The sequence below is a fragment of the Nonomuraea sp. NPDC051298 genome (assembly GCF_055586305.1).
Window position 1 is genome coordinate 1 of the sequence record NZ_JBVJIM010000013.1, and the last position, 24,260, is coordinate 24,260.

At 73.1% G+C, this 24,260-nt stretch carries 22 protein-coding genes; 7 read left to right on the top strand and 15 right to left on the bottom strand.

Features of this window, described 5'->3' with window-relative positions:
* Positions 1–78: 78 nt before the first annotated feature.
* Positions 79–894 carry a formylglycine-generating enzyme family protein gene (locus ACZ6S0_RS31665; RefSeq protein ID WP_465923221.1) on the bottom strand — a complete coding sequence of 272 codons (816 nt, stop codon included), beginning with the start codon at positions 892–894 and terminating at the stop codon, positions 79–81.
* 379 nt (positions 895–1,273) lie between these two features.
* Between ACZ6S0_RS31665 and ACZ6S0_RS31670 the strand changes: the two genes are divergently transcribed.
* A complete protein-coding gene (locus ACZ6S0_RS31670) occupies positions 1,274–2,230 on the top strand; it encodes a Ppx/GppA family phosphatase (protein ID WP_344888991.1) in 957 nt (318 codons plus the stop codon).
* An 89-nt stretch (positions 2,231–2,319) separates the two neighbouring features.
* The gene (locus tag ACZ6S0_RS31675) at positions 2,320–2,775 is read left to right on the top strand and encodes a hypothetical protein (RefSeq protein WP_465922967.1); all 456 of its coding nucleotides are present in this window, start codon (positions 2,320–2,322) and stop codon (positions 2,773–2,775) included.
* Positions 2,776–2,806: 31 nt separating this feature from the next.
* Here the strand turns inward: ACZ6S0_RS31675 and ACZ6S0_RS31680 are convergent, their stop codons facing one another.
* Both ACZ6S0_RS31680 and ACZ6S0_RS31685 read right to left on the bottom strand, forming a co-directional pair.
* Entirely contained in the window at positions 2,807–3,226 is a 420-nt protein-coding gene (locus ACZ6S0_RS31680) for an ATP-binding protein (RefSeq protein ID WP_465922968.1), read from the bottom strand.
* 126 nt (positions 3,227–3,352) lie between these two features.
* Positions 3,353–3,898 (bottom strand): TetR/AcrR family transcriptional regulator, encoded by a 546-nt coding sequence (locus ACZ6S0_RS31685; RefSeq protein ID WP_465922969.1) that lies wholly within the window; start codon positions 3,896–3,898, stop codon positions 3,353–3,355.
* Between the two features lie 166 nt (positions 3,899–4,064).
* On the opposite strand from ACZ6S0_RS31685, the gene ACZ6S0_RS31690 reads away from it, so the two are divergent.
* Positions 4,065–4,997, top strand: a complete 933-nt coding sequence (locus ACZ6S0_RS31690; RefSeq protein WP_465922970.1) for a GNAT family N-acetyltransferase — start codon at positions 4,065–4,067, stop codon at positions 4,995–4,997.
* Between the two features lie 89 nt (positions 4,998–5,086).
* Here ACZ6S0_RS31690 and ACZ6S0_RS31695 read toward each other — a convergent pair whose 3' ends face one another.
* The 9 genes from ACZ6S0_RS31695 to ACZ6S0_RS31735 all read right to left on the bottom strand — a co-directional run bounded on the left by ACZ6S0_RS31695 (position 5,087) and on the right by ACZ6S0_RS31735 (position 14,408).
* Positions 5,087–6,382, bottom strand: coding sequence for an AAA family ATPase (locus ACZ6S0_RS31695; protein ID WP_465922971.1), 1,296 nt, complete (start codon positions 6,380–6,382; stop codon positions 5,087–5,089).
* Positions 6,379–7,806, bottom strand: a complete 1,428-nt coding sequence (locus ACZ6S0_RS31700) for a hypothetical protein (protein ID WP_465922972.1) — start codon at positions 7,804–7,806, stop codon at positions 6,379–6,381. The genes ACZ6S0_RS31695 and ACZ6S0_RS31700 overlap by 4 nt, the downstream gene beginning before the upstream one ends.
* 40 nt (positions 7,807–7,846) lie before the next feature.
* On the bottom strand, positions 7,847–8,977 hold the full coding sequence (locus ACZ6S0_RS31705) for a hypothetical protein (protein WP_465922973.1): 1,131 nt from the start codon (positions 8,975–8,977) through the stop codon (positions 7,847–7,849).
* Positions 8,974–9,804: a hypothetical protein gene (locus ACZ6S0_RS31710; RefSeq protein ID WP_465922974.1), complete on the bottom strand. Its 831-nt coding sequence runs from the start codon at positions 9,802–9,804 to the stop codon at positions 8,974–8,976. Before ACZ6S0_RS31710 ends, ACZ6S0_RS31705 begins: the two co-directional genes overlap by 4 nt.
* A gap of 88 nt (positions 9,805–9,892) precedes the next feature.
* A complete protein-coding gene (locus ACZ6S0_RS31715; protein ID WP_465922975.1) occupies positions 9,893–10,570 on the bottom strand; it encodes a class I SAM-dependent methyltransferase in 678 nt (225 codons plus the stop codon).
* Positions 10,571–10,702: 132 nt separating this feature from the next.
* Positions 10,703–11,152: an ATP-binding protein gene (locus ACZ6S0_RS31720; protein ID WP_465922976.1), complete on the bottom strand. Its 450-nt coding sequence runs from the start codon at positions 11,150–11,152 to the stop codon at positions 10,703–10,705.
* 70 nt (positions 11,153–11,222) lie between these two features.
* Positions 11,223–12,389: a glycosyltransferase family 4 protein gene (locus ACZ6S0_RS31725; protein WP_465922977.1), complete on the bottom strand. Its 1,167-nt coding sequence runs from the start codon at positions 12,387–12,389 to the stop codon at positions 11,223–11,225.
* Complete coding sequence (locus tag ACZ6S0_RS31730) at positions 12,313–13,296, bottom strand: SGNH/GDSL hydrolase family protein (RefSeq protein WP_465922978.1); 984 nt, start codon at positions 13,294–13,296, stop codon at positions 12,313–12,315. The genes ACZ6S0_RS31725 and ACZ6S0_RS31730 overlap by 77 nt, the downstream gene beginning before the upstream one ends.
* Entirely contained in the window at positions 13,293–14,408 is a 1,116-nt protein-coding gene (locus ACZ6S0_RS31735; RefSeq protein ID WP_465922979.1) for a glycosyltransferase, read from the bottom strand. The genes ACZ6S0_RS31730 and ACZ6S0_RS31735 overlap by 4 nt, the downstream gene beginning before the upstream one ends.
* Before the next feature lie 225 nt (positions 14,409–14,633).
* Here ACZ6S0_RS31735 and ACZ6S0_RS31740 point away from each other — a divergent pair, with 225 nt between their 5' ends.
* The 4 genes from ACZ6S0_RS31740 to ACZ6S0_RS31755 all read left to right on the top strand — a co-directional run bounded on the left by ACZ6S0_RS31740 (position 14,634) and on the right by ACZ6S0_RS31755 (position 20,236).
* Positions 14,634–16,451 (top strand): glycoside hydrolase family 15 protein, encoded by a 1,818-nt coding sequence (locus ACZ6S0_RS31740; RefSeq protein WP_465922980.1) that lies wholly within the window; start codon positions 14,634–14,636, stop codon positions 16,449–16,451.
* 121 nt (positions 16,452–16,572) lie between these two features.
* Positions 16,573–18,594, top strand: coding sequence for a SpoIIE family protein phosphatase (locus ACZ6S0_RS31745; RefSeq protein ID WP_465922981.1), 2,022 nt, complete (start codon positions 16,573–16,575; stop codon positions 18,592–18,594).
* A gap of 92 nt (positions 18,595–18,686) precedes the next feature.
* Positions 18,687–19,127: a GNAT family N-acetyltransferase gene (locus ACZ6S0_RS31750; protein WP_465922982.1), complete on the top strand. Its 441-nt coding sequence runs from the start codon at positions 18,687–18,689 to the stop codon at positions 19,125–19,127.
* 194 nt (positions 19,128–19,321) lie between these two features.
* Positions 19,322–20,236: a LysR family transcriptional regulator gene (locus ACZ6S0_RS31755; protein ID WP_465922983.1), complete on the top strand. Its 915-nt coding sequence runs from the start codon at positions 19,322–19,324 to the stop codon at positions 20,234–20,236.
* A 98-nt stretch (positions 20,237–20,334) separates the two neighbouring features.
* Here ACZ6S0_RS31755 and ACZ6S0_RS31760 read toward each other — a convergent pair whose 3' ends face one another.
* From ACZ6S0_RS31760 to ACZ6S0_RS31770, 3 genes are read right to left on the bottom strand one after another with little or no spacing between them, the layout of a single operon-like run.
* The gene (locus ACZ6S0_RS31760) at positions 20,335–22,533 is read right to left on the bottom strand and encodes a xanthine dehydrogenase family protein molybdopterin-binding subunit (protein ID WP_465922984.1); all 2,199 of its coding nucleotides are present in this window, start codon (positions 22,531–22,533) and stop codon (positions 20,335–20,337) included.
* Positions 22,530–23,513 (bottom strand): FAD binding domain-containing protein, encoded by a 984-nt coding sequence (locus ACZ6S0_RS31765; protein WP_465922985.1) that lies wholly within the window; start codon positions 23,511–23,513, stop codon positions 22,530–22,532. The genes ACZ6S0_RS31760 and ACZ6S0_RS31765 overlap by 4 nt, the downstream gene beginning before the upstream one ends.
* Entirely contained in the window at positions 23,510–24,124 is a 615-nt protein-coding gene (locus ACZ6S0_RS31770; protein WP_465922986.1) for a (2Fe-2S)-binding protein, read from the bottom strand. Before ACZ6S0_RS31770 ends, ACZ6S0_RS31765 begins: the two co-directional genes overlap by 4 nt.
* Positions 24,125–24,260: the final 136 nt, after the last annotated feature.

Genomic DNA, 24,260 nt, shown 5'->3' on the forward strand with positions numbered 1-24,260 from the left:
AGGGTCGTCAGGGCCGGATAGGTGTGACCACCGGTGCCGCCGCCGGTGATCAACAGTCGCAGGGTTCGTGACATGCGATCAGCGTAGGGCCGCACAGCGGAAGCCCGTGTGCCCGGTGGCGGAGTCGGGCGTGTTCGAGGTGCGCGCCGCCACGCGGTAGCGGTTGCAGTAGGAGTCGTGGCACATGTACGAGCCGCCCCTGATCACCTTCGCCGTGCCCTGCGCCGGGCCCGTGGGGTTGTCGGCGTACGGCTCCCACCGCGTGCCCCACCAGTCGGCGGTCCACTCCCACACGTTGCCGGCGACGTTGTAGAGGCCGTAGTCGTTGGGCTGGAACGACTTGACCGGCATCGTCCCCTTGCTCGGCGCGGTCGGGAAGTGGCCCTCCCAGATGTTGCACCTCCGGCGGCCCTTGGGGGCCAGCTCGTCGCCCCACGGGTAGCGCTTGCGCTCCAGGCCGCCCCTGGCCGCCATCTCCCACTCCGCCTCCGTGGGCAGCCGCTTGCCCGCCCAGGCGGCGTACGTGGTGGCGTCGTTCCAGGAGACGTGGACGACGGGGTGGTTCTGCCGGTCGCCGATCGTGGAGCCGGGGCCCTCGGGCGAACGCCACGTGGCCCCCTCGACGCCCGCCCACCAGGACGCCCCCGGCACGCCGGCGTCCATCACCCCGCCGGTGGCGAACTGGTGGAACACGAACGACCAGCCGATCCGCTCGGCCTCGGTCACGTAGCCGGTCTCCTTGACGAACGTGGCGAACTGCGCGTTCGTCACGCACGCCGGGTCGATCATGAACGGGTCGAGCCGCACCTCACGCACGGGTCCCTCGCCGTCCTCCTGGTGCCCGTCGGGGTCGTCACCGCCCATGAGGAACGTCCCGCCGGGGATGCGCACCATCCCGCGCGGCACCACCGCCCGCCTCCCAGGAACGGCCCCAGTGATCGATGCAGTGATCGGTGCAGTGATCGGTGCGGCGGTCGGCCCGGCGGTCGGCTCGGCGGCGGCATCTCTGCTCGGGCCACAGCAAGCGCTCAAAGATCCCCCCAACGTGTCATGACACCAAGGAAGGGTAGTGCCTGGAACATGTCCACGATCACGCGGTCGTCCCGGGCCACGGCCGCACACCGGGGTGGTCCGCCCCGGCTTCCCTGCCAGGCCCCTCCTGTGTGAACGCTCAGTCGTTTCTTCTGTCACGTTGGAGGATTCCATGCCTGCCTCGCCCCACCACGTGCGGCTCGGTTTCGCCGTGATACCCGCTGACCGGTAGCGTTTCCCCATGCGACTCGGCGTGCTGGACATCGGTTCGAACACTGTCCATTTACTGGTCGTCGACGCCCATCGCGGCGCCCGGCCCATGCCTGCCTACTCCCACAAGGTCGACCTGCGCCTCACCGAGCACCTCGACAAGGACAAGAAGCTCGGCAAGCAGGGCGTCGAGCGGCTCGGCAGCTTCGTCGAGGAGGCCGTCCGCCTCGCCGAGGACAAGGGGGTGGAGGAGCTGCTCGCCTTCGCCACCTCGGCCGTCCGCGAGGCGGCCAACGGCGAGCAGGTGCTCAGGGAGATCGACGCGCGCTGCGGCGTGCACATCGCGGTTCTGTCCGGGCGTGACGAGGCCAGGCTGACGTTCCTGGCCGTGCGGCGGTGGTTCGGCTGGTCGTCGGGGCGGCTGCTGGCCTTCGACATCGGCGGCGGCTCGCTGGAGATCGCCGCGGGGTTCGACGAGGAGCCCGACGCGGCCGTGTCGCTGCCGCTGGGCGCGGGGCGGCTGACGCGCGACTGGTTCACCGGCGACCCGCCCTCGCCCGACGAGGTGCGCAGGCTGCGCAGGCACGTACGCGCCGAGATCGCCCGCACGGTCGGCGACGTCGCCAGATACGGCCAGGTCAACCGGGCGGTGGCCACCTCCAAGACCTTCAAGCAGTTGGCCAGGATCGCCGGGGCGGCGCCGTCCAGCGAGGGCCCCTACGTCGCGCGGTCGCTGTCGCGCCAGGACATGGCCGACTGGGCGGTCAAGCTCACCACGATGGACGCCGCCGAGCGGGCCGAGCTGTCCGGCGTGTCCGAGGGGCGCGCGGCGCAGCTCGCGGCCGGGGCGCTGGTCGCCGACGCGGCCATGGACCTGTTCGAGGTGAGCAGGCTCGACGTGTGCCCGTGGGCGCTGCGCGAGGGCGTGATCCTGCGCAGGCTCGACATGCTGCCGGGACGGCTCGACCAGCTCAACGGCGGGTCTTAGTGAGCAGGTCACGGTAAGCAGGTCACAGTAAGCTCGATCTATCCCCATTTATTGGCATAAATTGCTGGTGGGCGGGCATTCTCCGCCGAATGATGACACTGCTCGGCGCCATCGGGACCCTGATGGTCGTCCTCGTCCTCGTGGTCCTGGCCGTGTTGCTGGTCGCGGTCGTCGCGCTGCTCGCGCTGCTGGGGCTGGCCGCCTCTCTGACGCACTGGCGGACCCTGTGGAGACGACTGGCCGGGCAGTCCCGCTCGAAGACCCAGCGACCGGCGTCTCAGCAGGCGTCTCAAGGGCCGTCTCAGGGGCCGACTCAGGGGCCGCCTTCTGGGGAGCGGCCGGAGGAGGGGCGGCAGGGGCTGGAGCTGAAGCTGAGCGGGGAGGCGGTGCCCGAGCGGCGGCGGGCGGAGCTGAGCGGAAGCGTGCCCCGGGTACGCCGCCACTTCGTGCTCGGCGGCGCCCGTCCCGGGGAACGCGTCCGGAGCGGCGACCCCCACCGAGCCAGCCCGCGCCGGCGGCCGGTGGAGAGTCACACGGGAACCTGACGCCTCAGGCGGCCATCCTCGGGTGGCCTCCTCAGGTGGCCATGAGGTACTGCCCGGCGGCCCCCGGCGTGTACCGGAGGTGCTTTTCCAGACAGACCACCGCCCCGTGTTCGCGCCTGTTGCTGAAGCGGATGTCGTCGGCCAGCGCCCGCATGATCTGTATCCCGCGCCCGTGATCGGCCTCCGGCTCGGGGTCGAGCACCTTGCGCGCGTCGAAGCCGTTCCCGGCGTCGACGACCTTGATGACGCACAGGTGATCGTGGACGGACGCGCTGACCGTGTAGTTGTCGCTGGGCTCGGCGTGCTTGATCACGTTGGCGCACGCCTCGGTGAGCATCAGCTCTATGTCGTCGCGGACCTGGGGGTCGACGCCGAGCGACCGCAGCGTGCCGTCCAGCATCTGCCTGATCAGCGGGACGCTCGCCGCGTCCCTGGGCAGTCGGAGCGCCATCGTAGCCTCCACTGCGCCTCCTCTCTGCTCTGTCTCCTCCCTCTCCGGATGGGTGCGTGGATCCTGCCCCGAATTCGCGGTCCCAATCGCCGGTGACGGCGGGTTCTCGCCGGAAATCGCGCCCCGCTACGGCTCCAGCAGGCGCCGGGCCACCTCCAGGGTCGCCCGATGGATCTCCTCGTCGGTGAGTTCGCCCTCCTTGACCAGCCATTTACCGGTGTGCAGGGCGAACAGGGCCAGGGCGTGGCTGACGCGCTCGGCGGGGGTGGCGTCGGCCGGGCTCATCTCGGCCGTCAGCTCCATCATCCGCTCGCGCATCTTGGTCAGCGTCGGGTGGCCGCGCAGCGCGGTCTGGTTGCGCTCCAGGAATCCGGCGATCCCGAGCTGCCGGGTGGCGCGGAGGCCCGCGGCGTAGCGTTCGATCAGCTCGCGCCGCGTCTCCGGGGTCCTGGGGCGGCTCCTGAGCCAGTCGAGCAGCTCCTCCAGCTCGGCCAGGCGCGTCTCGACCAGGCCGGCCACGATGTCGTCCTTGGTCTTGAAGTGGTAGTAGAGTGCCGCCTTCGTCACCCCTAGCTCCTCGGCGATCTCCCGCAGGGAGGTCGCCTCGTAGCCCTGCTCGGTGAAGAGCCTGAGTGCGATCTCCTGGATCCGGGTTCGCGTGTCTTCCCGCACTTCGCACCTTTTCGACTTGACGGCAGGTAAGTACGCCTCACGCTCATTCTACGTTCGCCGCCCGGCGGCCAGACGCATCGCCGACCGGATCAGCACCAGCCGGTATATGGGCTGACCAGGAGAAAATGGGAGGCGTCAAGGGGGATGTTTGTGGACAATCCTCCCCATGCACACCATCAGCCGGCCTCGCGTGGAAGACGCCGCTTCCATCCACGAACTCGTCGCCGCGTACGACACCTCCGTCATCGGGGGCCCGGACTCGACGTTCGACGACATCGCCGACGACCTGGTCGAGCCGGGCTTCGATCTCGGCAGGGACGGCTGGCTGGCCCACGGCCCCGACGGACGGCTCGACGGCTGGGCCTGGGTCTTCCGCAACGGCCCCAGCGACCTGATCGACGTGGAGGTGATCGTCCGCCCCGGAGTGACCGGTGGCCTGGCGGACGAGCTGTGGCGGGCCGCGCTCGGCCGCGCCGCCGAGATCCGCGCCGAGCACGGCTACGACGCCGTCACCCTGCACATCGGCGTCTACCGCGCCGACCAGGACAAACAGGCCGGGGTGAAGGAGCTGGGGTTCGAGCCGGGCACCAGCTTCCACCGCATGCGCATCGACCACGACGGCCCCGTCGAGCCGCCGCCCGCGCCGCCCGGCGTCGTCCTGTACACGGGGGAGAGCGAGGAGGTGCGGCGCGCGGCCCACCAGGTGCACCAGGAGGGCTTCGCCGAGCACTTCGGCTTCGTCCGTGTCACCTACGACCAGTGGTACGAGCGCCGGCAGGCGATGTCCGTGACCGACTGGAGCCAGCTCACGCTCGCCCGGCTCGACGGCCGCCCGGCCGCGGTGCTGATCGGCAGCAACCAGTTCGTGCCCGACGAGGAGTGCGGCTACGTGGCCACGCTCGCGGTGCTGCCCGAGTTCCGGGGGCGGGGGGTCGGCCGGTTCCTGCTGCGGCACGCGTTCGCCGCGGACGCCGCCCGCGGGCGCAGGGGCACGATCCTGCACGTCGACTCCAACAACACCACCCCGGCCCTCGGCCTGTACGAGTCGGCGGGCATGCGCCCGGTCATGGCCATCGACGTCTGGCGCCGCCGCCTCTGAGCCACCCGCACGTGTGTCTGGCGCCGCCTCTGAGCCGCCCGTACGTGCGTTTGGCACCGCCGCCTCTGAGCCGCCCGCACGCGCCCGCCCTACACCCGGTGCCGGGCCAGGTGCTCCAGCACCGACTGGTTCGCCTCCCATCCGTCCGGGAACTTCACCGGCACCCCGAGCTGCACCGGCTCGGCCGACGGGTGCGCGTCCAGCAGCTCGGCGATGCCCGCCCTGGCCACCACCACGCAGGCGTGCCGGTGCCGCGAGGCCAGCACGCACAGCCGTCCCGAATCCAGGTGGAAGGCGGTGGCGTCGCGGCGGCCGGACAGGGGGTGCAGCACGATCGTGACGTCGTACTCGCGGCCCTGGAGCCGGTTCGCGGTGTCCACGGTGATCTCGGGTGGCAGGCCCGCGGCCCGGATGGCGGCCACCTGGTCGCGGTGCGCGGCCCCGACCGCGATGCGGTCGGCCGTCACCGGCCGTTCGCCCTGCTCCGACCCGGCCACCGCGCCGCGCTGCAACAGCCGTTCCGCCAGCAGCGCCACCGCCTGCACGGCCTCCCCGTCGGTACGCACCGTGTGCCGGTTCGGCAGCTCCAGCAGCGCCCACCCCGACCGGGCCGCCTCCTCCAACGCCCGGTCGTGCACGGTGCCCATGCCGCCCGTCGACAGCTCGAGCCACCGGTCGCCGTGCCCGGTGCCAGAACGGAACCCGGTGAACGGGTAGAACGCCCGCGACACCACCGGCGCCGCCGAGGCCGGCAGCCGCCACGACACCGGCAGCCGGTGCACGGGCAGGTCGGGATTGTGCCGCAGCAGCACCGACACCGCGCTCTGCAACGGGTCCCACGACAGCCCCGACCAGCGGTCGCCGTCCACGATCGAGAACGGGTCGAGCTGCCCTGGATCACCCACGAACAGCGCCCGCTCGAACAGCCCCGCGATGCGCAGCAGCTTGTCCGAGCGCATCTGGTACGCCTCGTCCACGATCGCCCACGGCCACACCCGGTCGCCGATCCACGCCCACTTGTCCGCCGTGGCGATGACGATGTCCGGGTCGCCCAGGTCCTGGATCCGGGTGCCGACCCGCGCGCCGGGCAGCTCCAGCATGCGCAGCGGCGGGACGTACCCGCTCGCCGACAGGCGGCCCACGGTCAGGTGCGGGTGCTTGTCGCAGATCCTGGCCACCAGGTCGTCGACCTGCTCGTTGGTCTGGGCCACGATCATCAGCGGCTCGCCGGTGGCGGCGAGGTGGGCGGCGGCGCGTACGACGAGGGTGGACTTCCCGGCTCCCGGCGGCGAGTCGACCACCACGCCCCGGTGCCGGGGCAGGTCGGCGAGCACCCTCCTGATGACCTGCTCCGGACTGGCGTCCTGCTCCGGACTGGCGGTCACGACCACTCCTCCTGGGCGTCCTCGTCGTCGGGCACGTAGTCGTGCGGCGGGCCGCCGTGCGTCCACGGCGTGGCCTCGGCCTCGGGCAGCGCGGGCGAGCCCTGGAAGTCGTCGGTCAGCGACGTGTAGCAGACCCGCTCGCCGACCTCCGGCACGGCGCCGGGCGCGGCGACCTTGCCCCGGCCCATGCCCTTGGTGATCTTGACGGTGACCAGGCCCTCGCCCGCCTCCACCAGCTCGGCGCCCTGGCCGCGGCGCTGCGGCGTGCCAAGTGCCGTGCCGGGCGGCAGGCGTACGGGGTCGTCGGACTTGATCACCACCAGCGGGCGCAGCTTGCGCGAGCGGCCCTCGCCCTCGGTGTGGTCGGGCACCGTCTCGGCCACCTCGCCCGCGAACGCCTCGCCGGTCAGGCGGTACTCGGCCATCACCAGCGGGTCGTCATAGGCGCGCTGCACGTCGTAGGCGGCCTGCGCGCGTTCCATGCGGGCCAGCTTGGCGGCGGCGGTCACCGCGCCGTCGCGGCGCGGCTGCGGCGGGGCGCCCTCGGCGATGTGCACCGCCATCCCGCTGAACGAGCCGCGGTCCTGCTCCCAGCGCTGCGTCACGCTCGGGCCCGCCGGCAGCGCGGCCAGCAGGTCGACCGCCTGCCACATGAGCCGCCAGGTCGGCTCCACCTGCGTACGCAGCGCCTCCGTGATGCGCTCGGCCGACCCGCCCTCGATCGCGGGGGCGAGCACCTCGGCGTCGAAGCCGGGATCGGTCGCGGGCCCGGCGGGCGGCCAGATCAGCGGGTCCTCGGCCTCGTCGCCGGGCCCGGTGGTGATCCAGCCGAGCAGCGCGGCCAGGTTCGCGTCCTCCAGCGAGCTCTGCCCGCTCGCCCAGTGACGGCCCAGCTCCTCCGTCGCCGCCAGCACGAGCGACGAGCCCGGGTACGCCGCCCGCTCCCCGAAGTACGTCAGCCACCGCCCCAGCAGCGGCACCGCCTCCGGAACCGGGTAGGGCCCGTCGGCCCGCCGGAACCGGGTCGAGCGGCCCAGCAGCCGGGTGAAGGCCACGCCCGTCAGGTTCGGCACCACGATCTGCGGCGCGTCGAGTGCCCGCTCGTACGGGTCGGCGTTCCTGCGCTCCACCGTCTCGGTGTCGTTGAGGAACGACTCGACGTACGGCAGCAGCACCCCGGCCAGCTCGGCGGCCCAGGCGAAGCGCAGGTCGCGGTTGCGCGGCTGGGTCACCACGAGCAGCCGGGGCCGGTCGCGGTCGGTGCCGAGCATCGCGGCCAGCGGCGCGGCGGACTCGCCCGACAGCTTCAGCGGGATGAACACCATGGGCCTGTCGGACAGGTGGCAGTGCCTGACGGTCGCGACGGGCTGCGCGATCCCCTCGTCGAGGGCGCGCAACCGGGCGAGCGAGGTCAGCAGGCTCATGTCGGGCGTCTCCGCGGCGGGCAGGCGGTGGGCGGCGGGGTCACGTGAGGCACTCCCCGCGCAGGCGTTCGGCGTTGCGGAGCAGCCGGGCGATCTCCTCCTGGCCCTCGGCCGGGTCGCGGGTGCCGTCGGCCAGGCCCAGCGCCTCCGCCACCGAGGCGACGCCGCCCAGCTCGTCGCGTACCTGTCGGCCGAGCAGGTCGGAGGCGCCCTCCTGGCGGGCCTCGTCGCGGCAGAAGAAGCACAGGTCGCACGTGGACAGGCAGTCGGGCGCGTAGCGGGCGGTCGTCCTGTGCAGCGCGTCGGCCAACTCGGCCACCGGCCTGGTGGGCCGGCCGTCGTCGTCGGGGCGCAGGTCGAAGCTCAGGTCGTCGGGCAGCCCTTCGAGCAGCCGGTCGAGCGTGGTCATCCGGGTGAGCTGACGGCGCAGGACGGCGAGCTGCCTGCGTACGTCCACCAGCGTGGCGACCGGCCGGTTGGCGAAGTTCTCCGGGCAGACCAGCACCACGTCATGGGAGACCTTCGCCGGGTCGTGGCCCAGCTCCTCCAGCAGCGTGCGCAGGGCCAGCACGTACACCGCCGCCTGCCGGGCGGCCGCCGCCACCGCCGACGGGTCGGCCTGGCCGTCGATCACCGCGAACGACTTGATCTCCACGATGTGGAAGCGCCCGCCGAGCTGGAAGGCCACCACGTCGGGCTCCAGGTAGGCGGTGTGCCCGGCGATCTCCAGGCTGAGCAGCGGGTGGTCGTACAGGGTGCCCGCGTCGCGGCCCTCGGCGGCCGCCCGGTCGATCAGCGCCCGGGTGTGCGCGTGGCGCAGATGGGCGCCGACGTTCTCCACGTCGTGGTAGGACACCTCGGCGATGGGCAGGCCGAGCAGCTCGCGCAGCATGCGCAGCAGCTCCGCGCACCCGTCGGCCTTGACCAGCGCCTCGAACACGTTGCCGCGCGTGATCGCGAACGGCGACTGCCCGAACGGCGCGGGGAAGCCCAGATGCCGGGCGGCGGCGTCCTTGTCGATGCCGGCGCCGTCCATGAGGGCGCGGCGGGTGCAGCCCGGGTTCGCGGCCAGGGCCGCGATGGCGCGGGCGTCGTGCGGCTGCTGCGGGGTGGTGCCCCGCAACGCCTCCAGCCGGTGCACGTGATCGCCCTCGCGCTTCAAGCCGCTCACTTCGCGTTCTCCTTCTTGATCGTGCTCAGCGTAGCGGCGCCGAACAGCCGGGAGACCTCACCGAGCTGGGCGGCGGCGCGTTCTGCCAGCTCGGCGCGATCCCGCGTGTCGTGATCGGCGTGTACGCGCAGCTCGGCGCGGGCCGCTTCGGCCACCCGCGCGGGGTCCGGTGGGCCGAGCGAGCCGTCCGTGGCGCCCGGGATGTTCCTGGCCATCCTGACCAGTAAGCGGGTCGCCCGCCCGTCGTCCGCCTCATCCTCCTGCGGCTCCTCCCTGAAGTGCTCCCCGCAGTGCTCGGCCACCGCGACGGCGCAGGTCAGGAAGTCGACCCGAGGGCTGAGCGGGCCCACCACCCGCCGCTCCAGCGGCCAGGTGCTGAGCGTGAGCAGGCCGCGGGCGGGGGACAGGCGGTCGGTCAGGGCGGCGCACAGATAGTACGGCCGCCCGAACGGCGAGGACCGGAACGAGCGCTCCTCGTCCCTGCGCAGGCTGGTGAGCTGGCCGCTGCGGACGGTGCCGCCGAAGAACGCGTCGCTGACGGCCACGACCAGCCGGGGCTGGGCGGTCGCCCCGAGCAGCCGCAGCCCTTGGTGCACCTGCTCGCGCAGGGTGACCAGGCGCGGCTGGTCCGCCGCCGGTCCGGGCTGCCGCTCGCCCGGCACGGGCTGCCGCTCACCGCTCACGAGGGCGTCCCAGGCGCGTTCGGCGCTGCGCAGCTCGGCGCGCAGGACGCGGGCGGCGGCGCCGTCCCTGACCCGCATCGCCTTGCGTACCCCGGCCCGCAGCTCGTCGATCCGCCGCTCGAGATCGTCCAGCCGGTCACTCATGGCGCGAGCGTACCAACAGTCCCAGTATTTTCCAGTAAATGCGTGGAGATCGACGCCATTATGAGATCTACATCGTAAAGGCGGGTGGTCAGGACGGGGTGGCGGCCAGCCAGGTGCGGTCCTCCGTGAGGAAGCGGTCGAGCCGGAGGCCCTCGGTGGCCAGCTCGGCGGCGAGTTCGCCGTCGGTGAGCCGCCTGGAGGAGAACGACTGCGTCCAGACCCGGTCCTCTCCGTGCGTGTAGCGCATGGTCGCCTCGAAGAGGCCGGGTGACACCTCCTCCACGGCCGCCATCGTGATCGTGAGGTCGCCGTCCCGGCGTCCCATGCCCACGTGCCACCGGTCGTGCGCCTCGGCGGGCATCCACTGGATCAGTACGGTGCCGCCGGGCCGTACGTGCCGGGCGCAGGCGGCCACCAGCTCGCGCCGCGTCTGGTCGTGGGCGGTGTTGACGAGCTGGGAGGCCAGCATCACCGTGTCGAAGCGTTCGCCGAGGCGCAGCTCCTGGACGCGGGCGTGCACCGTGCGGGCGCCGCGGATGTGGGCGAGCATCTCGGGCGACTCGTCCACGGCCACGACCTGGAAGCCGCGGTCGACGAGCGGATGCGTCACCCGCCCGACGCCCGCGCCCAGCTCCAGGACCGAGCCGCCGGGCGGAGTGACCTGGGCGACGATCTCGGGGTCCGCGCCGGGGCCGAGCAGGGTGTAGAAGTCGACGGGGGATCCGTCAGGGGTGATGGGGCCGGGGCCTGTGCCTGGTTCGCTCATGCTTCGAAACTATCCTCGCGATCACGCCCGCGCAGGAGGGCGTGCGCGGAAGGGCCGCTCGGGAGGGCGTGCGCAGGAGGGCTCGCGCAGGAAGGGACGCGCGGGAGGGGCGCTCAGGAGGGTCTGCGCGGGTCAGGCCGGTTGCATCCGGCGGTTCGTCCGCTGATCGGGGTGGGACGCGTGGCCGGAGGCGGTGGGGGTCATCTGGACGTGCAGGCGCAGCAGCGAGCCCGAGTCCGTCCGTTCGAGCTCGACGCCGTCGCACAGGTGCTGGATCAGCCACAGGCCGTAACCCCGCGCCCCGGTCGGGTCGACCACGGCCGCGGCCAGGTGGTCGTGGGTCAGCCCGCCGGCGACGTCGAGGACCTCCACCACGACCCGGCCGCCGGTGTTGCGCGCGGTGACGGTGCCCGCCCCGCCGCCGTGGTCGAGCACGTTGGTGACGGCCTCGTTCACCGCCAGCACCAGCTCCTCCAGCCGGTGGCAGGGCAGCCCGCTGTGGCGGCCGTGCAGGCGCACCAGGTCTCGGATGAGGCCGAGTTCGGCCGTGATGGCACAACGCAGTTCGAAGTCGAAAACCATGATCGTCTCGCCCGTCGAGGGCTCGGGAGGTGTCCGCGGGCCCTCTTGCAGCTTTCCCCGCGGGAGATCGTCAAACGCCTCCCGCCAGATCCGGTCTCCTCTCGGGCACGGGTGGCACCGGGGGCACCGGGGGCGGGGCGGGGATCGCCAGGATGTCGCGGTAGTGGGCGAGCAGTTCCTCGCACAGCACCGGCCAGGCGCGTCCTTCGACCGACGCCCTGGCGTGCCGGGACATGCGGGCGCGCAGAGCGGCGTCCCCGGCGAGCCGGGCCACGGCGGCGCGCAGTGACGACGTGTCGTCCGGCGCGTAGAGGAGCCCGTTCACCTCCGGCCGCACCAGGTCGAGCGGCCCGCCCGCGGCCGGGGCGACCACGGGGACGCCCGAGGCGAGCGCCTCCTGCACGGCCTGGCAGAACGTCTCGTCGCTGCCCGTGTGCACGAACACGTCGAACGACGCCACCGCCCGCGCCAGGTCCGCCCCGGTACGCAGGCCGAGGAACTCCGCCTCCGGCAGCAACCGGCGCAGCCCCTTCTCCGACGGCCCCGCCCCGACGACGGCCAGCCGGACCCCGGGCAGCCCCGCGACCGCCGTCAGCCGGTGCACCTGCTTCTCGGCCGCCAGCCGCCCCGCGTACCCCACGATCACCTCCCCGCCGGGGGCGAGCCGGTGGCGCAGCCGTTCGCATCGGCGGCTCGGGTGGAACAGCTCCAGGTCGACCCCGCGCCCCCACAACGCCAGCCGGGGGACGCCACGGGCGGACAGCTCCCGCAGCGTCGCCCTGGACGGCGCCAGGGTCCGGGCGGCCCGGCGGTGGAGGCGGCGCAGCCACGACCAGATGATCCGGCCGGCCACGCTCATCCCGTACCGGCGGGCGAACCCCGCCAGGTCGGTCTGGAACACCGCGACCACCGGGACGCCCAGCCGGTGAGCCGCCGTCGCCCCCGCCGCGCCCAGGACGGCGGGGGAGGCCAGATGCACGATGTCGGGCTTGAACGCGGCCAGCACACCCCTGATCCGCCCGCCGAGCAGCCCGACGGAGACGGAGCGGTAGAACGGCAGGGCGAGACCGGGGATCTGATGGACGGGGAAACCGGCGTAGGCGGGCGGCGCGCCGGCGGGCGCGAGCACGATCGCCTCGTGCCCGCCGGCGGCCAGGTGGTCAAGGATGTGGCAGACCGAGTTGGTGACCCCGTTCACCTGCGGCAGGAACGACTCGGCCACGATGGCGACCCTCATGTCCTGGTTCATCCCTGCCGTGGTCGACTCGTGGCTCACCAGCAGGCACCGGGCAGGCGAATTCCACGTCAACGAGTTTCGCGTCGACGAGTTCCCTCTTGACGGGCGCGGCACGCGATGTCGTGGCCGCTTCCACGACCGGGTCCACGATTGGGTCGGGTCCGCGGCGGTACTCGTCGGCGACGAGGCGGGCGAAGGTGGGCAGGAAGTCCAGGCAGCGCCGGGCCAGCCAGGCCGTGCCCGCCGTGGCCAGCCAGAACGCGCTCGCCCACGCCGACGGCTCCGGCTCTGCCGGCTCGGGGTCCGGCAGGCGTACGGCCAGGCCGCGGGCGGCCAGCTCGGCGGCGAACAGGCGGGCGAGGTGGCGGTGGCCGCGTTCGCCGGGGTGCAGCCGGTCCACGCCCCACATGCGGCGGTCGTACAGGGCGGGCTGACGGGCGAGGTCGAGGTGGACGGTGCCGTGGCGGGCGGCGGGTCCGGCCACGGCGTCGTTGATCGCGTGGGCGCGGCGGGCCAGCGGGCGGTGCAGCGCCCCGGGCAGGCGCAGCATCAGGCCGGGGTCGGGCAGCGTGCACGTGAGGACGACGGCGGACGTCTCGCTCAGCCTGGCCAGCAGGTGCGCGTAGTCGGCGGCGAAGACGTCCTGGTCGAAGTCGCCGCGCAGGGTGTCGTTCACGCCGACGAGGACGGTGACCACCGCCGGGCGTAACTCCAGGGCGCGGGGGAGCTGGTCGCGTACGACGTCGGCCACGCGGGCGCCGCAGACCGCGTAGTTGCCCAGCTCCACCCGCCCCGAGGGGGCCAGGGACTCGGCCAGCAGCCCGGCCCAGCCCCGGCCGCGCACGGGATCGCCCATCCCCACGGTCACCGAGTCACCCAGCGCCGCCACCCGGATCACCCCCGTCATCGGGGCCTCGCGGGGGTGCGGGTGAGGCCGTGCGCGGCGAGGAAGCCGTCGACCGCCGATTCCCAGCCGTACCGTTCCGCCTGGGCGCGGGCCGCCGCCCGGCGCGGGGGATCCGAGGGGGCCAGGAGCCGGCGCACCGCGTCCGCGTACGCGGCGGGGTCGTCCGCCACCGCGACCCCGGCGTTCCCGACCACCTCGGGCAGGGCGCTGTCGCGGCTCACCACGACCGGGGTGCCGCTGGCCAGGGCCTCCAGCGCGGCCAGCCCGAACGTCTCCACCGGCCCCGGCGCGATGGCCACGTCGGCGGTCGCCAGCAGCGCGGCCAGCCGGTCCCGGTCCGGGAGGTGGCCGAGGAACACCACCGGCAGTCCCTCCGCCCGCCGTTCCATCGAGCGTCTCAGCGGACCGTCACCGGCGACGACCAGGACGGCGGGCACCCCCGCCCGGTGCAGCTCGGCCAGCGCCAGCACGGAGCGGTCGGGTCGTTTCTCCGGGTACAGCCGGCCGCAGTGCACCAGCAGCGCCTCGTCGCCGCGGGTGAGCCGCGAGCGGAGCCCGGCGTCGTACCGGCCGGGGCCGAACGCGGTGAGGTCCACGCCGAGCGGCACCCGGACCACGTTCGCCGCCCCGAGCCGGCGGAACTCGGCCTCGGCCCAGCCGGTCGTGCAGACCACGGTGTCGAAGTGGGCGGCGGTGGCCCGGTTGAGCGCGTCCGCGAGCCGGGCGGGCGCGTGGTAGAGGCGGAGCAGCCCGGACAGGCTCTCGTGCGAGACCATGACCGAGGGCACGCCCGCGGCGCGCGCCCAGGCACCGGTCCAGCGCAGGGTGCTGCGGTCCGACACCTCCAGCCGGTCGGGACGCAGCTCCTCCAGCAGCCGCCGCAGCGGGCGGCGGGCGGCGATGACCCGGTAGCCGCCGAGCCCGGGTACGAGCGGGCCCGGCACGGTGATGAGGCGCCCGGCCGGCGTCTCCTCCTCGCGGGCCCGCTCGCCGGGCACGACCAGTACGGGTTCGTGGCCCGACGCCGCGTAACCGGCGCCGAGCTGGTCGAGGGCGACCCGCAGGCCGCCGGACGAAGGGGTGACGAAGTTCGCCAGCCGTACGATGCGCATGTCAGGTTGGTTGCCGCGTGGGTGACCTCGTTCGCTAATGACGAATGAAGCGCCTGGTAATCCTGCGCGACATCCTGTGCGGCGTTTTTGTGCGGCGGGCAGGCGCCGGAGGCACGGGCGACGCCGGGCGCGCGTCACGGGGCCCGGCCGCGCCTCGGCGAAGATCTGCGGCCCCTTGACGTCCGCAAGAGCCTACAAAGGCCCTGACCTGCGTAAATTGGGGACATGCAGGCATCCGGCGGCGACTCCCGATACCTGCCGATCGGGGAGCACGGGCTGATCGGCGATCTGCGGACCGTCGCGCTCGTGGGCACCGACGGCACGATCGACTGGTACTGCTGCCCGCGCTTCGACGCCCCCAGCGTCTTCGCCTCCATCCTGGACGCCGACCGGGGCGGCTCCTTCGAGCTGCGCGCCGACACCAATGCCACGACCAAGCAGTTCTACTTCCCCGACACCAACGTGCTGATCACCCGCTTCTTCTCCGACGACGGGGTGGGCGAGATCCAGGACTTCATGCCGATCGCCGGCGACCCGCGCGAGGTCGACCGGCACCGGGTCATCCGCAGGGTCACCTGCGTACGCGGCGCGCTCCCGTTCCACGCCCGCGTGGCCCCGCGCTTCGACTACGCCAGGCAGCCCCACACCGTGCGCCGCGTCGACTCCAGCCTCGCCTTCGAGTCGCCGTCACTGACGCTCGCCCTGACGGCCACCGTGCCCCTGGAGACGGACGGCCGCGACGCCTGGGGCGACTTCGAGCTGAAGGAGGGCCAGTACGAGGTGTTCGCCCTCGACCGGGTCGGCGACGGGGTCGCGCCGCGCGGCTGCCCGATGGAGGAGGCGGAGCAGGAGTTCGCCGACACGGTGCGGTACTGGCGCCGGTGGCTGTCGGCCTCCCGCTACCGGGGCCGCTGGCGGGAGGTCGTGCACCGCTCGGCGCTCACGCTGAAGCTGCTCACGTACGCCCCGACCGGCGGCATCGTCGCCGCCCCCACCACGAGCCTGCCGGAGCGGCTCAAGGGCGTGCGCAACTGGGACTACCGCTACGTCTGGGTGCGTGACGCGGCGTTCTGCGTCTACGCCCTGCTCCGGCTGGGCTTCACGGAGGAGGCCGAGGCGTTCATGGGCTTCCTGGAGGAGCACGTACGACTCGGCCACAACGGCCACACCGCGCCCCTGCAGATCATGTACGGCATCGACGGCCGCGCCGACCTGCCCGAGCACGAGCTGACCCACCTGGAGGGCCACCGCGGCTCGGCCCCGGTGCGCATCGGCAACGCCGCCGCGGACCAGCTCCAGCTCGACATCTACGGCGCGCTCATCGACTCCGTCTACCTCTACAACAAGTGGGGCGACCCGATCTCCAGCGACCGCTGGAACGAGGTCTGCACGCTGGTCGACTGGGTGTGCGAGAACTGGGACCAGCCCGACGAGGGCATCTGGGAGACCCGCGGCGGGCGCAAGAACTTCGTCTACTCGCGGCTGATGTGCTGGGTGGCCATCGAGCGGGCCATGCGCATGGCCCGCCAGCGCGGGCTGCCCGCGGACATCCCCCGCTGGCGGGGCACCCGCGACAGGATCTACTGCGACATCATGCGGCACGGCTGGTCGGAGCGTGTGGGGGCGTTCGTGCAGCACTTCGACGAGGACGTGCTGGACGCCTCGGTCCTGATGATGCCGCTGGCCAAGTTCGTCTCGCCGACGGACCCGAAGTGGCTGTCCACCCTCGACGCGCTCGGCGAGGGGCTGGTGTCGGACTCGCTGGTGTACCGCTACGACCCCGAGGCCAGTCCCGACGGGCTGGAGGGGCCGGAGGGCACGTTCTCGATCTGCTCCTTCTGGTACGTCGAGGCCCTGGCCCGCGCCGGGCGTGTGGACGAGGCCAGGCTGGCGTTCGAGAAGATGCTGACCTACGCCAACCACCTGGGCCTGTACGCCGAGGAGATCGGCCACAACGGCGAGCAGCTCGGCAACTTCCCGCAGGCCATCACCCACCTGGCCCTCATCAGCGCGGCCTTCAACCTCGACCAGGCGCTCGGGTGACGGCGGGTCTTCCTCGGAAAACCGGCAAGGTGGCATATGTCCTGGCAAGGGTTGGTCAAGGGAGAATCATCCCAGGTCAGCGTGGCTATCCTGACCTGATGGAGCCGTTGGGAGCACGGGCATGACCACGGCCGTACCGGGCGGCGCGGGGGCGACGATCCCGGCGGTCATCGTGATCAACGCCGAGGGGGTCGTGATCGGCTGGACCCCGGTCGCGGAGGAACTGCTCGGGTACCGCGCCGCCGACGTGCTCGGACGCCCCAGCGCGATGCTCCTCCTGCCCGGCCAGGAACGGCTCTGGGCCGGGCGGCTCGGCGACCGGGAGCACTGGACCGGCCCGGCCGAACTGCTGCACCGCGACGGGCGGCGGCTGCTGGTCCGAGCCGAGGGGACCCGCCTGGAGACGGCGTGGGCGGGCGATGCCTGGCTGCTGGCGGCCTTCCCCGCCGCCACCGACCTGGCCGGAGGCACCGGCTCCCTGCTGGAGACGCTCATCGACCGCCTGCCCGTCGCCATGGCCATCTGGGACCGCGACCTGCGCTGCGTCTGGCACAACGCCGAGGCCGGGCGCACCAGGGACGTCTACCCCCACTACCGGGTCGGCAGCCTGCTGACCGAGTCCCTCGCCGGGGTCGACACCCGAGGGCCGGTGGAGACCGTGCGCGAGGTGCTCGCGGGCGACGAGCCCGTGATCGACCGCGAGACCCGCTGGGCCGCGGCCGACCGGAGCGGGGAGCGTACGCTGTCGGTCTCGCTCTTCCGGCTGGACGGCGTGGACGGCAACCCGCTCGGCGTGTGCTCGCTGGCCCTCGACATCAGCCACAGCAGGGCCCGCGACCGCCTGACCCTGCTCCGCGAGGCCAGCACCCGGATCGGCAGCACGCTCGACGTCGGGAAGACCGCGCAGGAGCTGGCCGACCTGGCCGTCCCGGTGCTGGCCGACTACGTCACGGTCGATCTCGCCGAGGCGGTCCTGCCCGGCGCCGAGCCGCTGCAGCGGCTGCCCGCCACGCCGGAGAGCATCCCGGTGTTCCGCCGCGCGGGCGTGGCCTCGGTGCACGAGGGGATCCCCGAGTCGCTCTGGCCCATCGGGGACGCGGTGTTCGTGCCGCCGTCCTCGCCGTTCACCGCGGTGCTGGCCTCGGGGGAGTCGCACTTCGAGCCGGTGCTCGACACCTCGGCCGGCACCTGGCTCGACCTGGACCCCGACCGGGCCCGCATCATCCACGGCACCGGCATGCACACGCTGATCATCGTCCCGATCAGGGCCCGCGGCGAGCTGCTGGGCGTCACGGTGTTCGTCCGCAACGAGAACCCGACGCCGTTCAACAGGGACGACCTGGTGCTCGCCGAGGAGCTGGTCGCCCGCGCCGCGCTGAGCCTGGACAACGCCCGCCGGTACACCCGCGAACGCACCGCCGCCCTCGCGCTCCAGCGCAGCCTGCTGCCGCACCGGCCGAACGGCGGCGGCGCCGTCGAGGTGGCCTCCCGCTATCTGCCCTCCGACAGGCACGAAGGCGTCGGCGGCGACTGGTTCGACGCGATCTCGCTGCGCGACGGCCGGGTGGCGCTGGTGGTCGGCGACGTGATCGGGCACGGCATCGGCGCCGCGGCCACGATGGGCCGCCTGCGTACGGCCGTGCGCACGCTGGCGTACGTCGGCCTGCCCCCGCACGAGCTGCTCGCCGGGCTCGACGACCTGGTGGTCCGCCTGGGCGAGGAGGACGACGTGGGCGGCCTGCAGTTCGACGCCACGGGCGCCACCTGCGTGTACGCGGTCTACGACCCGGTCACCCGGCGCTGCACCATGGCCGGGGCCGGGCACCCGCCGCCCGCGCTCGTGCACCCCGACGGCGAGGTCACCTTCGCCGGCCTGCCCAGCGGCACCCCGATCGGGGTGGGGCTGGGCTCCTTCCAGTCCCTCGACGTCGAGCTGCCCCCCGGCACCGTGATCGCCCTCTACACCGACGGCCTGATCGAGACCCGCGAGGCCGACCTGGACGCCGGCATGAATCGGCTCGGCGCGGCGCTGGCCCGCGCGCCGCGGCCGCTGGAGCGCCTGTGCTCCTCCGTGATCGGCGACATCGTCGGCGACGCCGCGGCCGAGGACGACATCGCCCTCCTGGTGGCCCGCACCCGGTGAGGCCGCGCCAGGAGTGCGCGGCCACCCGCGCACTCCGGCGCGGCCCGCTCGGGCATTCGACCGGGGAGGGCGTGGGCTGGGATACTCCGCGAATGCGGATGGATGATCTCAAACCCGATAAAACCCTCCTGGACCTGCAGCACGCCGCCTACGCCGTGGAAGCGGCCCTCATCCGCGACGACCGCATTCCACCCCTGCACGAGTCGCTCGACGAGCTACTCGCCGCCCCTCTGGCGTGGCGGGGCGCGTTCGACGACGACGGCACGCTGGTCGGCGCGGTGGCGTGGACGGAGACCGAGGACCTGGTCGACATCGACCGCCTCGTCGTCGACCCTCGCGCGCACCGGCGGGGCATCGGGCGGACACTGGTCGGCGAGCTGCTCGGCAGAGCCGGTGAGAGGACGACCGTCGTCTCGACCGGTCGCGGCAACGTGCCCGCGCGGACCCTGTACGAGCGGCTCGGCTTCACCAGGATCGAGGACGTCGAGGTGATCGCCGGCCTGTGGATCACGAGGTACGAACGCCACGGGTGATACGGCCGCCTCGTGGCCGAAAGCTGGGAGGACCGGCCCGCCGCGAACCCGCCCCGAAGCGGCGGCATACCCGCGAGGTATCGCGTCGGTCCTCAGCGGACCTGGCGGCGGGAGAGCGGGGCAGGTGATGATCGGGCTTCGTGGCGTGCGCCGCCGCGGAGCCCTTCCGCGCGCGGCGTCAGGGGAGGGAAGGTGTGCGCACGGTGGTGGAGCTGCGCGAGATCGAGGTCTTCCTCGTCCTGGTCGAAGAACTGCACTTCGGCCGGACGGCGGAGCGGCTGCGGCTGTCGCCGTCCCGGGTCAGCCAGACCGTGCGCGTGCTGGAGCGGCGGGTCGACGGGCGCCTGTTCGAGCGCACCAGCCGCAAGGTGGTCCTCACCCCGCTCGGGCAGCGGCTGAGCGACGGGTTGCGCACGCCGTTCGAGGAGATCCACCGGGTGATGCGCTCGCTCGGCAAAGCGGCCGGCGAGGTGAGGCTGAGCGTCGCCAACCGCGTCTGCGCGGGCCCGTCGTTCATCGAGATCCTGAAGACCTTCGAGACCCTCCACCCGGGCTGCCGGACGGTGGTCCGCGAGGAGACCACACTCGACGGCCTCGCCCGGCTGAGAAGGCGCGAGGCCGACGTCATGATCGCCTGGCAGCCCATGGGGCAGGCCGACATGACCGTCGGGCCGGTTGTCAGCCGCCAGTCGCGCGTCCTGCTGGTCCGTCGCGATCATCACCTCGTCCGGCAGGGCTACGCCACCGTGGAGGACCTGGCGGAATGCGACCTGCCCGACGGGGGCGGTGTCCCCACGGCCACCCTGGACGCCTTCATGCCGCCCACGACGCCCAGCGGCCGCCCGATCAGGCGGAGGTATGCGCAGACCACGCTGACGGAGGCGGTGTGGCGCATCGCGATGGGCCTCATGGCGCATCCCACCGTGGAGACCTCGCCCCAGTTCTACGGCCATCCCGACATCGTCGCGCTGCCGTTGCACGGCCTGCCGCCGCTGGAGAGCGCCCTGATCTGGGCCACCGGCCGGGACACACCGCTGATCCACGCCTTCGCCCAGGCCGTCACGGAGGTGCGCCGGCGATCCGCCGCCGCGATCGACGGGGAGACGTGAACCGACGTCTCGTGACGCCCGCGCGGGCGCGGCCGGATCTCCGCTGATCGACCCGTCCGGGGCTGGACCGGGGGACGCCGGGCGCATCGCCGGCGCACTCACTCCCGTGGCCCCAGCAGGAGATCGGGAGTGATCGGCAACTGGCGTACGCGGCGGCCGGTCGCGTGGTGGACGGCGTTGGCGATCGCCGCCACGGTGCCGGTTCCGGTCACTTCGCCCATGCCTCTGGCGCCCAGGGCGCTCGCCTCAGGGGCAGGCTTGTCAACGAAGATCACGTCGAGGTCGGGGACGTCGGCCTCGACCGGGATCAGGTAGCCGGCGAGGTTGGCGGTGACGACGCGGCCCAGCCGCCGGTCGACGAGGGTGTGCTCGGTGAGCGCCATGCCGATGCCCCAGATCATCCCGCCGATGGCCTGGCTCCGGGCCGTCTTGGGGTTCAGCACCCGGCCCACGTCCACCGCGCCGACCAGGCGGGTGACGCGCACCTCGCCGGTGACCGTGCTGACGTGCACCTCGGCGAAGACCGCGCCGTACGAGCCGCCCGCCTGGTCGGCGAGGTCGGCGTTCCCCCGCGCCTCGACCGGCGAGCCGTGCCGGGCCAGCACGTCGCGGTAGGTCTCCCCGCGCCGCGGCCTGGCCTTGAGGAAGAGCCGGTCGTCCGCGGTCTCGACCGAGCCGGGGGCGGCGCCGTGCAGCGGGGAGCGCGGGTCGGCGATCGCGATCCCGATCACCTTCTCCCTGGCCGCCCGGCCGGCCTCCCGCACGGCGGTGCCGACGGTCACGGCGGTGGCGGAACCGCTGGAGGACGCGGCGGGCGGCAGGCGGGTGTCGCCGAGACGGGGCCGTACGGACGACGGGCGCATGCCGAGCGCGTCGGCGGCGATCTGCGTCATGATCGTGTAAGTGCCGGTGCCGATGTCCTGCGTCCCTGAGCGGACGGACGCCCGCCCGTCCGTGCCGATCTCCACCGCGGCCTGCGCGATCATCCCGTGCCAGTTGTGGAAGGAACCCGCCATTCCCGTGCCCACCAGCATCTCGCCCGCGCGCGTCGAGCCCGGCTCCGGCCTGCGGCGCCGCCAGCCGAACCGCTCGGCGCCCAGTTCGTAGCACTCGCGCAGGTACCGGGTCTGTCGCGCGCCGGTCGCCGGGTCGCGGTCGGTGTAGTTGGCCAGCCTGAGCGCGATGGGATCGATGCCCAGCTCCAGGCTCAGCTCGTCCAGCGCCATCTCCAGCACCTCGTTGGTCGGGCCGGAGGGCGGCCGGGTGGCGATGGTGGTGCCGAGGTTCACCTCGACCAGTTCCGTGCTCACCCGCAGGTTCGGGCACGCGTAGACGGCCTGAGGGGAGGCGATCACCGTGAAGTTGACCAGGTCGTGGGAGGCGGTGTGCGAGATGACGTGGTGGGTGAGCCCGGTGAGCCTGCCGTCCTTCGCCGCGCCGAGCTGGACGCGCTGCACCGATTCCGGTCGATGGCCGCAGGAGGTGTACATCTGCGCCCGGGTGAGCACGAGCTTCACCGGGCGGCCGACCGCCCTGGCCACGGCCGCGGTCAGATAGGTGTGCGGCCACACGAAGCCCTTGCAGCCGAAACCGCCGCCCAGGAAGGGGACGACGACCCTGACCCGTTCCCTGGGCATCCCCAGCATCCGCGCCACGACCTCCTGGGTGAACGACATCGACTGGGTCGACTCATAGAGAGTGAGGTCGTCGCCCTCCCAGACCGCCAGCGTCGCCGAGCGCTCGATCGGGTTGTGATGGTTGATCGACGTCGAGTACTCCGCCGCGATGCGGACCTCGGCCCGGTCGAGCCCGTCCCCGGGGTCCCCCCGCTCCAACTGGACCACTCCCGGCACGGTCGCCGGGGGAGCGTAGGCCCGGTCGAGGTTCGCCCGCAGGCCGATGACCGGCGACTCGGCGTCGTAGTCGACCTCGACCAGGGCCGCGGCGTGACGCGCCTGCTCGGGGGTGCCCGCCACCACCATGGCGAGGTGCTGGCCGCCGTACCGGATCGTGTCGTCCTGCATGGGGACCAGCGACTGGCCATGAGGGAAGGTGTAGCCGTCCGGCCGGTAGGCGAAGCGCGGGAGGTTCTCGTGGGTGTAGACGCCGAGCACGCCGGGCGCCGACCGGGCCGCACGCGTGTCGATGGCCCTGATCCTTCCGCTCGCGATCGTGCTCTGCACGAGCACGGCGTGCGTCAGCCCGGCCACCGGCTGGTCGGCGGCGTACCGCGCCGTGCCGGTCACCTTGTCGCGGCCGTCCACCCGGTTGAGCGGCCTGCCCACGGTCTGCGTCATCGTTTCCCCCCGATCCTCGCGAGCACGTCGGCGAGCGTGCGCCGGACCAGCTCGACCTTGAAGCCGTTGTGCTCGCGGGGAACCGCCCCGCGGACCGCCGCCTCCGCCGCGGCTTCCAGCACGTCCTGGTCCAGCCGCCGGCCGCGCACGGCCGCCTCCGCCTGCACGGCCCGCCAGGGCCGGGGCGCGACCCCGCCCAGCGCGATGCGGGCCTCGCGGACGGCGTCGCCGTCCATGTCGAGCGACACGGCCACCGAGACCAGCGCGAACTCGAACGAGGCCCGGTCACGTACCTTGCGGTAGCCGGATCGTGACCGCGTCAGGCCGGACGGGATCTCCACGCCGACGATCAGCCCGCCGCGCGGCAGCGCGGTCTCGACGTGCGGGGTGGAGCCGGGCAGGCGATAGAAGTCGCCGATCGGGATCCGCCGTTCGCCCTGGGCTTCCCGGACCAGGATCGTGGCGTCGAGCACCGTCAGCGCCACCGCCATGTCGGAGGGATGCACCTTGATGCAGTGCTCGCTGCCGCCGAGGATGGCGTGCCACCGGTTCTCGCCCTCGATCGCCGGGCAGCCGCTGTCCGGGACGCGCGTATTGCAGGGCAGGGCGGCGTCCCTGAAGTACCAGCAGCGGGTCCGCTGCATCAGGTTGCCGCCGACGCTGGCCATGTTGCGCACCTGCGCCGAGGCGCTGGCCGACAGCGCCTCGGACAGCACGGGCAGCCTTGTGCGGATCCGCGCGTCCCCGGCGACCGCCGCCATCGAGGTCAGCGCCCCGATCCTGACGGCGTCGCGGCCCCAGGCGATGCCGTCCGCCGGGACCGCGTTGACGTCCACCACGAGGTCGGGAGCGAGCAGGCCGTCCCGGATCAGATTGAGCGTCTCGGTCCCGCCCGCTATGTACACGGCCGTGGGGTCGGCCGAGGCCAGCGTGACCGCGTCGGCCGCGCTCGTGGCGCGGGCATACCCGAACGCCTTCACCCGCGTCCCTCCGCCACGTCGCCGATCGCGTCGACGATGTTGGGGTAGGCGCCGCACCGGCACAGGTTGCCGCTCATGCGTTCGCGTATCTCGGCCCTGGATCGTGGACGCCCCTCGGCCAGCATCCCGACCGCGGACATGATCTGTCCCGGGGTGCAGAAACCGCACTGGAAGGCGTCCCGCTGGATGAACGCCACCTGCATCGGGTGCAGCCGTTCACCACCTGCGAGCCCCTCGATCGTGGTGATCGCCGCGCCCGTCTGCATGATCGCCAGGGTCAGGCAGGACTTCGCGCGCCGCCCGTCGATCAGGACCGTGCACGCCCCGCACTCACCGTGGTCGCACCCCTTCTTCGTGCCGGTCAGCCGCAACCGGTCCCGCAGGGCGTCCAGCAGCGTGACCCTCGGCTCCACGGCCGTCTCGCGGATCGTGCCGTTGACCAGCAGCGACACCTCCACCTCGGCTGGCCCGACCACCTCCGGCACGGCAGGCGTGGCCGCCGCCGCGGGCCGCTGCCCGGACGCCGGGACCACGGTCGCCCCGGCCGCCAGCACCGTGCCCGCCACGATCACCTGCCGCCGGCTGACCTGTCCGTCCGCGTCTGCGTCCATGCCTGTCTCCCGTTTCGTCGGCGATCCCGGGGACGCGGTGCCGCGTCGCCCCGGTTCGTACTGTCCTCAACGGCGACGGCCGGGAACAACGGCGATCAGCTCAACGCAGCGGTCAGCATCGCTAACGGATGGGGCC

Excerpts from the sequence above, each read along its gene's own strand:
- ACZ6S0_RS31750 (WP_465922982.1), top strand. The coding sequence starts at position 18,687 with ATGCGGATGGATGATCTCAAACCCGATAAAACCCTCCTGGACCTGCAG.
- ACZ6S0_RS31690 (WP_465922970.1), top strand. The coding sequence starts at position 4,065 with ATGCACACCATCAGCCGGCCTCGCGTGGAAGACGCCGCTTCCATCCAC.
- ACZ6S0_RS31710 (WP_465922974.1), bottom strand. The coding sequence starts at position 9,804 with ATGAGTGACCGGCTGGACGATCTCGAGCGGCGGATCGACGAGCTGCGG.
- ACZ6S0_RS31670 (WP_344888991.1), top strand. The coding sequence starts at position 1,274 with ATGCGACTCGGCGTGCTGGACATCGGTTCGAACACTGTCCATTTACTG.
- ACZ6S0_RS31735 (WP_465922979.1), bottom strand. The coding sequence starts at position 14,408 with ATGCGCATCGTACGGCTGGCGAACTTCGTCACCCCTTCGTCCGGCGGC.
- ACZ6S0_RS31725 (WP_465922977.1), bottom strand. The coding sequence starts at position 12,389 with ATGAGGGTCGCCATCGTGGCCGAGTCGTTCCTGCCGCAGGTGAACGGG.
- ACZ6S0_RS31680 (WP_465922968.1), bottom strand. The coding sequence starts at position 3,226 with ATGGCGCTCCGACTGCCCAGGGACGCGGCGAGCGTCCCGCTGATCAGG.
- ACZ6S0_RS31730 (WP_465922978.1), bottom strand. The coding sequence starts at position 13,296 with ATGACGGGGGTGATCCGGGTGGCGGCGCTGGGTGACTCGGTGACCGTG.
- ACZ6S0_RS31760 (WP_465922984.1), bottom strand. The coding sequence starts at position 22,533 with ATGACGCAGACCGTGGGCAGGCCGCTCAACCGGGTGGACGGCCGCGAC.
- ACZ6S0_RS31745 (WP_465922981.1), top strand. The coding sequence starts at position 16,573 with ATGACCACGGCCGTACCGGGCGGCGCGGGGGCGACGATCCCGGCGGTC.
- ACZ6S0_RS31665 (WP_465923221.1), bottom strand. The coding sequence starts at position 894 with ATGGTGCGCATCCCCGGCGGGACGTTCCTCATGGGCGGTGACGACCCC.
- ACZ6S0_RS31720 (WP_465922976.1), bottom strand. The coding sequence starts at position 11,152 with ATGGTTTTCGACTTCGAACTGCGTTGTGCCATCACGGCCGAACTCGGC.
- ACZ6S0_RS31700 (WP_465922972.1), bottom strand. The coding sequence starts at position 7,806 with ATGAGCCTGCTGACCTCGCTCGCCCGGTTGCGCGCCCTCGACGAGGGG.
- ACZ6S0_RS31740 (WP_465922980.1), top strand. The coding sequence starts at position 14,634 with ATGCAGGCATCCGGCGGCGACTCCCGATACCTGCCGATCGGGGAGCAC.
- ACZ6S0_RS31770 (WP_465922986.1), bottom strand. The coding sequence starts at position 24,124 with ATGGACGCAGACGCGGACGGACAGGTCAGCCGGCGGCAGGTGATCGTG.
- ACZ6S0_RS31675 (WP_465922967.1), top strand. The coding sequence starts at position 2,320 with ATGATGACACTGCTCGGCGCCATCGGGACCCTGATGGTCGTCCTCGTC.
- ACZ6S0_RS31715 (WP_465922975.1), bottom strand. The coding sequence starts at position 10,570 with ATGAGCGAACCAGGCACAGGCCCCGGCCCCATCACCCCTGACGGATCC.